15 protein-coding genes and 1 pseudogene are annotated in these 10,439 nt (G+C 43.3%); 9 read left to right on the top strand and 7 right to left on the bottom strand.

What is annotated here, in order from left to right:
* Window positions 1-398: 398 nt before the first annotated feature.
* Complete coding sequence (locus tag JGK39_RS30055) at window positions 399-629, bottom strand: hypothetical protein (RefSeq protein WP_293259886.1); 231 nt, start codon at window positions 627-629, stop codon at window positions 399-401.
* A gap of 307 nt (window positions 630-936) precedes the next feature.
* Here JGK39_RS30055 and JGK39_RS30060 point away from each other — a divergent pair.
* The 7 genes and pseudogenes from JGK39_RS30060 to JGK39_RS30090 all read left to right on the top strand — a co-directional run.
* A pseudogene (locus JGK39_RS30060) lies at window positions 937-990 on the top strand (YnfA family protein); the annotation flags it as partial.
* Window positions 991-1,100: 110 nt separating this feature from the next.
* Window positions 1,101-1,220 (top strand): hypothetical protein, encoded by a 120-nt coding sequence (locus JGK39_RS30065; RefSeq protein ID WP_293259889.1) that lies wholly within the window; start codon window positions 1,101-1,103, stop codon window positions 1,218-1,220.
* Between the two features lie 132 nt (window positions 1,221-1,352).
* Window positions 1,353-1,910 (top strand): adenylate kinase, encoded by a 558-nt coding sequence (locus JGK39_RS30070; RefSeq protein WP_293259892.1) that lies wholly within the window; start codon window positions 1,353-1,355, stop codon window positions 1,908-1,910.
* A gap of 184 nt (window positions 1,911-2,094) precedes the next feature.
* Entirely contained in the window at window positions 2,095-2,409 is a 315-nt protein-coding gene (locus JGK39_RS30075; RefSeq protein WP_293259895.1) for a hypothetical protein, read from the top strand.
* 70 nt (window positions 2,410-2,479) lie between these two features.
* Window positions 2,480-2,788 (top strand): hypothetical protein, encoded by a 309-nt coding sequence (locus tag JGK39_RS30080; protein ID WP_293259898.1) that lies wholly within the window; start codon window positions 2,480-2,482, stop codon window positions 2,786-2,788.
* Window positions 2,769-2,966, top strand: coding sequence for a hypothetical protein (locus tag JGK39_RS30085; RefSeq protein ID WP_293259901.1), 198 nt, complete (start codon window positions 2,769-2,771; stop codon window positions 2,964-2,966). The genes JGK39_RS30080 and JGK39_RS30085 overlap by 20 nt, the downstream gene beginning before the upstream one ends.
* Window positions 2,963-3,280 carry a hypothetical protein gene (locus tag JGK39_RS30090; RefSeq protein ID WP_293259904.1) on the top strand — a complete coding sequence of 106 codons (318 nt, stop codon included), beginning with the start codon at window positions 2,963-2,965 and terminating at the stop codon, window positions 3,278-3,280. Before JGK39_RS30085 ends, JGK39_RS30090 begins: the two co-directional genes overlap by 4 nt.
* A 229-nt stretch (window positions 3,281-3,509) precedes the next feature.
* Here the strand turns inward: JGK39_RS30090 and JGK39_RS30095 are convergent, their stop codons facing one another.
* The 3 genes from JGK39_RS30095 to JGK39_RS30105 form a co-directional block, all read right to left on the bottom strand.
* Entirely contained in the window at window positions 3,510-3,773 is a 264-nt protein-coding gene (locus JGK39_RS30095) for a hypothetical protein (RefSeq protein WP_293259907.1), read from the bottom strand.
* Between the two features lie 6 nt (window positions 3,774-3,779).
* Window positions 3,780-4,028 carry a hypothetical protein gene (locus tag JGK39_RS30100; protein WP_293259910.1) on the bottom strand — a complete coding sequence of 83 codons (249 nt, stop codon included), beginning with the start codon at window positions 4,026-4,028 and terminating at the stop codon, window positions 3,780-3,782.
* A 793-nt stretch (window positions 4,029-4,821) separates the two neighbouring features.
* On the bottom strand, window positions 4,822-5,013 hold the full coding sequence (locus JGK39_RS30105) for a hypothetical protein (protein WP_293259913.1): 192 nt from the start codon (window positions 5,011-5,013) through the stop codon (window positions 4,822-4,824).
* Between the two features lie 134 nt (window positions 5,014-5,147).
* Between JGK39_RS30105 and JGK39_RS30110 the strand changes: the two genes are divergently transcribed.
* The gene (locus JGK39_RS30110) at window positions 5,148-5,405 is read left to right on the top strand and encodes a hypothetical protein (RefSeq protein ID WP_293259916.1); all 258 of its coding nucleotides are present in this window, start codon (window positions 5,148-5,150) and stop codon (window positions 5,403-5,405) included.
* Between the two features lie 172 nt (window positions 5,406-5,577).
* On the top strand, window positions 5,578-5,838 hold the full coding sequence (locus tag JGK39_RS30115; protein ID WP_293259919.1) for a hypothetical protein: 261 nt from the start codon (window positions 5,578-5,580) through the stop codon (window positions 5,836-5,838).
* A 19-nt stretch (window positions 5,839-5,857) separates the two neighbouring features.
* On the opposite strand, the gene JGK39_RS30120 is transcribed toward JGK39_RS30115, so the two are convergent.
* The 3 genes from JGK39_RS30120 to JGK39_RS30130 all read right to left on the bottom strand — a co-directional run bounded on the left by JGK39_RS30120 (window position 5,858) and on the right by JGK39_RS30130 (window position 9,944).
* Window positions 5,858-6,502, bottom strand: a complete 645-nt coding sequence (locus tag JGK39_RS30120; RefSeq protein WP_293259922.1) for a hypothetical protein — start codon at window positions 6,500-6,502, stop codon at window positions 5,858-5,860.
* Between the two features lie 823 nt (window positions 6,503-7,325).
* Entirely contained in the window at window positions 7,326-8,279 is a 954-nt protein-coding gene (locus tag JGK39_RS30125; protein WP_293259925.1) for a PIN domain-containing protein, read from the bottom strand.
* 138 nt (window positions 8,280-8,417) lie between these two features.
* On the bottom strand, window positions 8,418-9,944 hold the full coding sequence (locus tag JGK39_RS30130) for a site-2 protease family protein (RefSeq protein WP_293259946.1): 1,527 nt from the start codon (window positions 9,942-9,944) through the stop codon (window positions 8,418-8,420).
* Between the last annotated feature and the right edge of the window lie 495 nt (window positions 9,945-10,439).

Below are 10,439 nucleotides of genomic sequence, written 5' to 3' on the forward strand. Positions count from 1 at the left end.
AAAAAGCCTCAAATGATTGCAGAGCAATTATTTGAGGTTTTGAGAATTCTGAATTCTTTTGAAATTAAATCCGATCGAATATCTGCGGAATGTGGGTTGTAGGGGTAGTGGATGGTGCGTGCCTACCCCATTGATTTTCTAAATATAATGTGCGTCGCCAGTAATAACTCTCGCTGCTTTCTTTTGATTTTCTCTTCGACGCACCCTACAACTATTAACTCCAGGTACGTAGTTGCGCTTTAGCGCTCTTTCCGGTATCCCAAAAAGAGCGCTAAAGCGCAACTACGTACCTGCTAAAATCAGTATAATAAAATGCTAAATTTTTAATTATAACATAGATTTTTTTTGCAAGAGGTCTATTCCATACGATCGCGCCAGCAACTCCCCAAATCGAATACCTAGTCTCGATACCAACCTCCCGGTTCAACCTCCAAATCCAGCATTGTTTTGAAATCAGCCAAATAGTTTAATATTTCCGAGTCAAAATCATTTTCTTTATTTTTGAGTCCGCCCTCCCACACCTTTTTATCGAAGGTTCCGACAACAAAATAGTCATTGCCGATCGCCTGCGGTGCGATTTTCTGCAAGCCTAATATCAATTCTGCCTCCAATTCATTTTGATGCGCCATAATTAACTCGCATTTCGAGCAGTAGCGACAGGTTTTTCCCTGTATGAGTGGGCCCAGGCCCTCAATCCAGATAAACAAAGCAAATTTCCGCAGATGTGTCAGTTTTTCACACTTCGGGCATTTGCTCAACCGGATATCGCTATACGGGTTCAGCATGAAGGAATATCGAGGTTTTAATTTGCCAATGTAAGTTTTAGACTTAGCCATCGCAGTAATCCACGGAAAAATTAATGATTTAATGTTAGCAGCAAGACATTCGATCGGACATAATATGATGCAATCTTTGTTGCTTTTTGTATAGGCTGGAGTGTGCGAAATTGGTGGGGGCTATTTGTTTTGGCTGTGCTTGCGCGAAGGCAAAAGCCCTTGGTTAGCAGTAATTGGGATGGTTATCTTGGGGGTTTACGGAGTTCCACGCTGCAACCTGCTACTTTCGGACGGGCGTAGGCGGCTTACGGGGGCGTTTTTATTGTGCTGTCGATTATGTGGGGTTGGATTGTCGATCGCGTTGCTCCTGATAAATACGATTTGCTGGGAGGGTGCATTGCATTGCTGGGCGTTTTGGTTATCGTGTACGCACCTCGCCGCTAGCAGCCAGCGAATACCATTTTCAATTTTCAATTATTGTAGAATGCAGCGGTATCGAAAAGTCGATCGCGCTCTGGACTTGTTCGCAAAGTCGATCGGCTAAAATTAAACTTGAACTCGGGCGAAGGAGTAGCTATGCAAAAAGTAGCAGTATTTGGCAACACCGGAGGCGGTAAATCCACTCTCAGCAAGAGATTGTCGGACATCACTGGATTGCCCCTTCACATCTTAGACAAGATTCAATATCGATCGGGCGGCGCTGAGGTTCCAAAGGAAGATTTTAAGCGCGCCCATCAAGAAATTTTGCAGGCTGACAGATGGGTTATTGACGGGTTTGGCTGCATGGAAACCCTCTGGCTGCGACTTGATGAGGCGGATACTTTGGTTTTTATCGATCTGCCGCTATACGTACATTTCTGGTGGGTGACTAAACGACTGATCTCGGGTTATTTTAAACCGCCCGCAGGCTGGCCGGAAAACAGCCCAATATTAAAGAGTTCGATTACCAGTTACCGCGTGCTTTGGTTGTGTCACAAATATTTGAACCCAAAATATCGCGAATATATCGATCGGGCGCGCAGTACCAAAAGAGTTTATCACATCACATCGACTGAGCAGATTTCGCAATTTTTTGCATCGATTGAAAATGAGCTTAACTTTGAAGATGGTGCAGCAGCCTCACAAGCAAACTAAAATTATATCGCTGTAGAGAGCCAAAATCAAAAGATTTTAACGTTTTTTTTGACCTGCCTACTTAATCGTATAATGCAGCGGGTTATATTGTCGATCGCGCTAAATAGTCGATTTTATTTCATACAGCACAATCCCACCTAAGTTGCTATTATTTATTGATAGTCCCACATACTAGGAGATTAAGATGCAAGTCAAAGACATGACAGTTGAGCAACTGCGGGACTTAATTAGAGATACCGTCGAACAGTGTTTAGAAGAATCTTTTGGCGATCGTGATGCCGGTTTAGAAGTTAAGGAAAAAGTCAAGCAGAAATTGTTGGAGTCGATCGAGCGAAAACAAGCAGGAGAAAGTAGCGTAGAAGTTGAAGGCGATGGTGAGGTGATTTCAGCCGAAGAGATAGCAGAAAGCCAAGCAGCATTGGCAGATTATTTCGCGGGGCGCGATCGGGGTATCTCCTCGAAAAAAATTAAACTGAAACTGTTTGGAGAAAAAAGTTGACTGACTGCATTCTCGCAATCTCAAGTTAAGGTATAATACAAAAATAGCCACAAATCTCCACAAAGAGCCTATGTCTACGAGTACCCAACGCTGGAATGATGATATGTTAGACCGCTTGGCAGACAAAGTAGATGGTCTAGCCGATAGAATGGAGAGTCTGACTGACAGGATAGAGAATATCGCTAGCATAGCAGAGAGTAATGCTCGCGTCATTCAAGCTTTAGCTAATGTGGCAGCAGAAGCAAGAGAAGAACGGCAGCAGTTATTCCAAAGGATGGATCAACAGCAGTCTAATATTGAGGGTTTGAGGATTGAGACAAGACGGATAATTGATATCCTCTTAAATCAACGCAATCAAGATGATAATCCAACTGCTTAATCAACGGATATCGCGCTTGGGGAAGGGGCGATCGCACTTTGGGAAGAAATGGGCGATCGCGCTTGGGGAAGAAATGGGCGATCGCATTTGGGGAAGAAATGGGCGATCGCCAGATGTACGCAAAAGAACTAAAATTGAAGTTATGCTAAAAAGTAGATTAAAGGAGAAATATCTATGAGTACAGAGCGCTGGGATTATGAGAGGCTAGACCGTCTCGCTGACAGGGTAGAGAATATCGCTAGCATAGCAGAGAGTAACGCCCGCGTCATTCAAGCTTTAGCTAATGTGGCGGCAGAGGCAAGAGAAGAACGGCAGCAGTTATTTCAAAGAATGGATCGACAGCAAGCAAATATGGCACAACAGCAAACAATTATTGTGCAACAACAAGAAGAGATTCGTGGCATCCAAACTGAGAATCGTCGGATGCTTGATATTCTATTAAACCAGCGCAATCAGGGGATAATCATACTGCTTAACTCAATAAGAAAGTAGGTCGATCGCACTTTGGGATAAAAGGGCTCTCGCACTTTGGGAAGAAAAAGGATCTCGCCCTACTCATCATCATCCCGATCGTCCTACCTAGATAACCAAGCTCCTATTAGAGTTCCTACTATTCCACCGCCTGCAAAACCTATTATTATTGGAGCATTTATAAGTCCGGCAACAGGAATTCCAATTCCCATAAGTGTTCGTGCTGACTGAACAACTGCATTAACAATTTTTATCCTAATAATTGCTTTTTGTTTTCTATTAAGAATGATTTGCCTTTTCTTACACTATAAGTTAACATATATAGTAGGGCAATAGTACCTTCCTTAGATACTCTCTCTACCAATGCTGTAACAAAATATCCCAGCCATTCTTTACCATCAGGAGTTGTGTCACTGTCATTATCTATTGCAACTACTGGAACCTGGTAAGCTACTTCCTTATCAGATATGTAATCTGCTATTAATTCTTGAATAATTTTTGTTTTAGCATCCAATTTTGTTTAATATTGGGAAGCTTTAACATTGGCAAAAGTGAAAACGAGCACCGTATATTCCCAAACCTTCTCCCCCAGTGCAGATGAAATAATCTTTATTACTTGCCGATCGTCCTCTTTTCTTGTTTCGTCTAGTCTGCTAACATATAACATAGAATCAGGTTTTTCGACTTTTGAACGCATTAACTCTATGTATGTTTCATCATTTCCTTTTTCATCCCGCAAGCCAGGAGTATCAAAAATGATAGCTTTCACTCCATTCATCTCAAATTAAAACCCAGTAACATCTGCTGTTTCCGGCTCATAGTCACTAACTTTAGATACTACTTTACTAACAAATGAGTTTACAGTGCTAGATTTCCCCCATCCTATAGGACGTGCTACAAAGAAGACCAGCCGTTTTCTTCCAACTTCTTCAACCATTTTTTCAAGAGCTTGAATAAAAAAATGCCCCGTTCATAATTCATAGTAATTTAGAAGTTTATTGCAATAATTCAGTAATCGCCCCTTTGTACAGCAGACAATACAGTCATTCAGACTAAAATGTAATTTAAGTTGGCATCAACTCTTAATTTACTAATCAAATTTAAATCTGCATCACGTACAGCCTTCCAGAATTTAAAGCGGTAATAATAACCATCAGCCACCAAGTAACGGACAGAATCTGGCAACAAGGAACGAGTCTTTATTAAATGTTGAGCCTAGTCATCAAATCTAGTTATCTGAGGCATTGAGCTTTCTGGATCTCTTTTTTTTCCCGTTTTATTGAGCTTTTTTTCACCTTGGCAGTTAGGGGATTTTTCGGTAGTTCTGTGGTCGGACGCCACGGAATTTGTTGTACACTTAGACTATAATACAAATGAGTTTCAAGTTCGACAACAGCCATTACAGAAATTTCTAATCCCTCTTCAGGTCTGCCAGCTACACCATTATAAAAACTAGCTTTTCCTTCAGTTTTTTTGCCACTTTTTGGAATAAAAGAACAATCGATGACTGCAATCAGTGTTCGCTCATGATTTAAGGCTTGATTGATAAAGTATTTATGAAATTATGGAAAATCGAAGCCTTTAAAAAAATGGCGGCGATAAATCTTTTTACTCAAATAACTATAACGGGCCATATTGGTAAAATTCACTTTGCCATAAACAAGTAAAATGGTGGAAAATAAAATCACCATAAACTTCTTTTGCGCTTGACTAATCCCTGGCATTTGTTGTAAGATTGATTCAATAATATTCATTATTGCGTTTTTTAAGTTCGTCTTTTTTTTGAGCTTAACGTAAAAACTGCCTTTTTGTCTTTTTCGTTAAGATACCAGTGACTTTTTTAGCGGAGTGCTCGCGGAGCGTCCCTATTCCAAAACTGTCCGAAGTATTGAATAAGGTGATTTGGGCTTATCAACAAAGCTGCCAACTTAAGTCGGATCTCAAGGATGCTTCGCGGAAGATTCAAGAGATTGTCAGCCAACTGCCAGAACAAGTCAATGCTGCTCAAGTTGACTTGAAACAATTGCAGGAAAATTTGGTTAATTGCTTGACATTCTTTTTGATTTGTGCTAATTATATTAGTCGATTGGAAGAACAAGAAAATAGAATTCAAACTAATCTGAATAAATATAATAAACGGCTATAAACTATAGCGGAAAGAATTGGAAATGACAAAAATGAGTTAAAATTTATGAAAAGTTTCAGCGATTTTGCTGAGGAAAAGTATATCACCCAAGTTAAAGCGGATAATAAAAGTTTGAGTGCGGGATTGCGGTTGTTGGAAAATGCGATCGAGACTGTAGAGGGAATTATCGAGATTGAGAGGGCTCTCGAGCGATCGCACTTTCAACTTTACCATTGGTACAGTGGGCGTAGGAATTGGCACCAGCGGAGTCGCCGCCAGCATCTACGCCAGCCAAATCAACAGCCCCGCCAGCCAAATCAAAAGCCCCGCCAGCCCGGAAACTCCCCTGTCGGTCAGTCAAGCTTTCATGTTGAGCCTGCTTGTGGGAATTGCAGGAGGTTTAGTCAGTGCGGCTTTATTAAAATTGCTTGACAGAATTCGGGGCTCGAAATGAACAAATCTGAGGATTTCCGTTAGTTAGCAGGCTTGACATCTTCCCACCAAACCTGCACATAAGGCCACATTAATTTCTCGTCATCCAGTTTCACTGTCACTTCATAGCGATCGATCTCAGTGAGTTCGCCAATTTTACCATTAAACTGCAATTGTTTGGGATCGTCGGTGTGAATTTCTACCTTGTGATTCAACAGCGGCAGCATTTCCTTTGAAGAACCATGAAACGGATTTTTGCCTCTAAGCACATAGCCACCAATGAAAGATATGTACATTAAAGTTAGGAAAAATACTGTACAAAAACTCACAATCAACAGTGTTTTTGGTTGCGAAAAATTGGTATAAACGCTCGTAACTCCTACTACCATTGTTCCGAAAAATAACATACTCGGCAGCATCAGCCCATCTCCCAGAAACTCCCCACAAAAAAACATCAGCGGTACCTGAAAACCAAATAATGCAGCTACCCAAATCCACCCAGTTAGCAAGGATTCAGATAGTAGCCAATTCATTCCTACGGTAAGGCCGATCGCAATTGCGATCGCCCAAATCGGTGCCGCATAATCGTACTGTCTGAAGGGAAGAACTACAAAAAAGAATACAGCATAAATAAAACCCGCCAAAGCTAAGGCTAATCCACTAATTATTTCGTTCGAGTTCAGCATTGTTAAATTCGGCGCAAATAGTGAAATCTTAATTAATATTATGTCGGCTTGAACAATAGTCCGGACATTTTTTAATCGCGAACGGTATAATAAGGGTTCCAGCTTCCTCAGAGGCTGAAATCTTAACGGTAGAATGCCCGTTTGGGCTACCACCCCAAAAAACTGTTCGGAGTATTGCTCGAACAACCCCTATAAAATAGGTTTGATTGTTCGGACTTCTCAGAACAAACGCATCTTATTTTTAGGATGCTTGCTAGACAAAGGTTTGGGCTATTGTGCATTTGTGTTCCCAAATACTGAAACCTTTGCTAGGTAAGGCTTACACAATTTATGCCAATTTGAAAAATTAATGCAACAATATTGGTAGAATGTGGATTCATCGATGGTACCAAAAAAAACAGAAAATCTGACAGCGACGCACCGCGGACAATACTTGAGTAAACAAAGTCAACTAAGAGTGTTGCAGCAAGGATTTTTTAAATTGGTATTAGATGCGTTTGCCATGGGACTTCAGCCCTTCATTTCTTTGATTTTGGATGCGGACTGAAGTCCGAACGATCAAACCTAATAAATGATAAAAATTAATAAATTAGACAGGAGAAAGAAAAAATTTGCGATCGCGGAAAGATATAAAATATAATTCCGAAGGATGTTTTTTCGCTCATTTTGATATGCTCGCAATCTGCCAATAGTTTGGACTCAACCTGATTCGCAATTTCAGATTAAGGTGATCGCAGACTTTTTCTACTTGCTGTCCGGGGTGAGAGTCCCCGATCAAAGGTAGAACGTAGAAGCTAAAACGCGGAATTTTCAGATAAACAGATCACTTAGGGTCGATCGACTTCACAAATTGTTGCACAGGCTGCGGTAGAGCCGGCACAAACGTCTTTCTAAAACCCCGAGCATCCAAAACTCGCCACAAAATACCCACCGCTACCGTCAAGAAAAATAACGCTCCCAAAAAATTGAACGCACCAGACAGAAAACCGCCATCCCTTTTTTTCGGAGGCGTAATGTGTTTGATCCGATATACAGCCGGCTCGTAATCTTTCCGTTCCTCGCGACTGGGCGCCGGCTTTTTGGCGTTGGTGCGCGAACTCTTACGGGGGCTCCCACTCAAACCCGTTTGATTAGTTTTAGTAGAACTACTGGGCGAGTCCAACTCAGAATCGCCACGCATTGTGAACTTGCTAACAGATGTCCCGGTTTTGCCAACACCAGCATTCTGTATTCTACTGTTAGAGCGCTGAGTTGATTGGCGATCGGCTAAAGTTCGCATCAAACTTTGCAATTGCTGAGTCGCCACCGGCGGGCGTTCCCCTTTCCTCGCCCAATTTAACAGCATCGCCGCAGTAATGCCGCAAAGATTCGCAGCCCCCACAGAAGCTATCCGCTTCAGCAGAGGCTGACTGTTCGACACAAACACCACCAGCGCATCGGGATGTTCCTGAGCCAAACCGTAAACGCACTGAGCTGTAGCTACGACCAGCATTGCTTGTGCGCTTTGATTTTTGATCGAGGGTTCTAGGGCCCGATGCGTTTCTTGAGCGTCAGTCACAATCCAGCCACTTTCTGCAAAAAAGCGCATAAACTCTCTAGCCACTTGCTCTTGAGCTTTTTCTACCGCTCTCCCTGTCAGATAATCTATTTCGTCATACACTACTTCCGGGAGATAGCAACTTCCCACCTTGGCATATTCTTGCCACACTTGGGTTCTGCCAGCCATCAAAACATCCGCATCAAAAGTTACCAATACAGGAGGAAGTTGATTAGCCATAACTTTAGCCTAGATGCTCAGATCCGTGATTTTTACTTGCTAAATTAAGTTTAAACAAATTCCGAGCTTTTCTATTGGGTCAATTGATAAATATCTGGGGTGCGCCCAAACGCACCCAGCCCACCAATGGTCTGATGATTAGTTGCCAATTCCTAAACGCCCAGCTAAAGCCGGAGTCAAGGGCAAGAGTACAGAAATCATTAAGAACAAAGCCAACAAACCCAAAGCTGCGCGAGCGTCGTCAGGTTCAGTCAGCTCGTTGAGGCTCGGCCGCTCCAGATTCCGCTGTAAAATCAGAATCACGATCGCCCAATACAAAGCCAAAGGATTAACTAAAGAAGCGATCGCCAGCACCACAAACGTCGCCAAAGTAGTGCGGCTGGCAATTTTCCGACCGTAGATTGCTTGTACAATTCTACCTCCGTCCAACTGTCCCGCAGGCATCAAATTAATCGCCGTGATTACCAAGCCCAACCAACCAATAACTACCAGCGGGTGAACGTCAACAATCTGTTGCTGCAACGCCGCACCCAAAACCACTTTTGCCAAAGTTCCCACCAAAACCGAGCCCTTGAAATACTCTGCGGGAATTTGAAACAAACTGCCGGGGTGAGAAAGCAGCAAACCCGTTACCAGCATGAGCAGAGCAATTATTCCCCCAGCGGCTGACCCAGCAAAAGCGATGTCAAACAAAACTTTACGGTTGGGAAGCAGCGACTCAAAACGCTCGATCGCCCCAAAAGAACCTATCTGAAAAGTTGGTATAAAAAACGGCCAACTCAAGCCAATCTTGTACTGATTTGCCAGCACTCGGCGAGCAATTTCGCCTGAGCCTAAAACCGCCCAAATTCCCGCCGCAATTGGCAGCACTTCTGGATATCTACCAGGCGAGTTAAAGAAATCGAAACCCAGCAGCAAACCGCCTGTTTCCAAGCTAGTAGCAATTGTTGCCAGTAGCAGCACGACTGCGAGGATTTTTTGAGATAGGTTAGTGGGCTGCGGGTCATTTGTGCTGGGCAAAATAATAACTACCGGCTTCTCGTCCTGATTTTCTACCAAAAACAGGCGGTAGCGATCGTTCAATCTTTCTTGCAGGCTTGCCGTCAAACGCGAGTGTACTTGTTCGGGGTCTCCCCGGAGATTGCCTTTCAAGATTACCCCATCTTGATAGGGAATCGTTTCTATAGCAAAGAAAGTATCGATGCCAAAGATGCCTTGAATTGCCTTGAGGTCTTCAACTGGAACCGGAATTATTTCTAATTCATTAGTTGCAGGCGATGTGACGATTTTAATGATTTCTTTGGCTGGTACCCGTTGTTCGTTTGGGGCGGAGCTGCCATCACTTTGGGGCTTTAGCTCGGCAGGAGCGGAGCGCGAGTCGATCGCTGCATCGGCTGCTGCCTTACGCAATTGCCGGCCCAGATAAATGTACAATCCCGTGGATGTCACCAGCAGCAACAATACCGCCACTAGATTTAGGTAAATCCCGGCCGCGAACAAACCAAAGAACAGCAGCCAGGGACTCATCAACACCACTGACTGCAACCAAGCTAACATTCCCAGTTTGCCTTCATGTCTGGCGCGATAAAATCCCCAACCCAGAATTCCCACAGCAACCAATACCAGTGCAATTGTGGCGGTATTTTCCGATGCAACGATCGGCATTCCGGTTGCTTGCGCCAATATCGGCTGTAACTGGTCGATCGCGCTGCGGTCGAGTAATAGCATTAAATTTTGGGGTATATGAAATAAAATTGCTCTTAACATATCCAACCTGTCCGAAAATAGCCCGATCACTAAGGATAACTCTTGAGGGCTACTCGGCCCACAATCGGCTGCTGCGGTTTCAACTTCTGGGCTATTGACACAATAGACTTTTGATGATAGCACATCGGCTGTGTCAAACATAAGAGGAAGAGGCGTAGGAGTGTCGATCGCCCGGAAGCCGGAAGATTTGCCAAATTGGGCAGGTGGGGCTTCAGGACGAATTTTATAGTGTTTTGGATGCCCGAATCCGCAACAACTGCGAAACAAATAAGGTTTCAGGCAGTCTGTCCGTTTGGGGGAAAACGTCTGAAACTCTTGTCATGTATAGGTTTAGTTAACGGGTACGGCAGGACTTGAACCTGCGGCTCGCTGCTTAGAAGGCAGTAGCGTCAA

Origin of the sequence: Microcoleus sp. PH2017_12_PCY_D_A, from assembly GCF_020738565.1 — a bacterium.
Classification (GTDB): domain Bacteria; phylum Cyanobacteriota; class Cyanobacteriia; order Cyanobacteriales; family Microcoleaceae; genus Microcoleus.

Coding starts and splice junctions, on each gene's coding strand:
- JGK39_RS30120 (WP_293259922.1), bottom strand. CDS start 6,502: ATGCTGAACTCGAACGAAATAATTAGTGGATTAGCCTTAGCTTTGGCG.
- JGK39_RS30080 (WP_293259898.1), top strand. CDS start 2,480: ATGTCTACGAGTACCCAACGCTGGAATGATGATATGTTAGACCGCTTG.
- JGK39_RS30130 (WP_293259946.1), bottom strand. CDS start 9,944: ATGCCGATCGTTGCATCGGAAAATACCGCCACAATTGCACTGGTATTG.
- JGK39_RS30105 (WP_293259913.1), bottom strand. CDS start 5,013: ATGAATATTATTGAATCAATCTTACAACAAATGCCAGGGATTAGTCAA.
- JGK39_RS30085 (WP_293259901.1), top strand. CDS start 2,769: ATGATAATCCAACTGCTTAATCAACGGATATCGCGCTTGGGGAAGGGG.
- JGK39_RS30090 (WP_293259904.1), top strand. CDS start 2,963: ATGAGTACAGAGCGCTGGGATTATGAGAGGCTAGACCGTCTCGCTGAC.
- JGK39_RS30055 (WP_293259886.1), bottom strand. CDS start 629: ATGGCGCATCAAAATGAATTGGAGGCAGAATTGATATTAGGCTTGCAG.
- JGK39_RS30075 (WP_293259895.1), top strand. CDS start 2,095: ATGCAAGTCAAAGACATGACAGTTGAGCAACTGCGGGACTTAATTAGA.
- JGK39_RS30125 (WP_293259925.1), bottom strand. CDS start 8,279: ATGGCTAATCAACTTCCTCCTGTATTGGTAACTTTTGATGCGGATGTT.
- JGK39_RS30070 (WP_293259892.1), top strand. CDS start 1,353: ATGCAAAAAGTAGCAGTATTTGGCAACACCGGAGGCGGTAAATCCACT.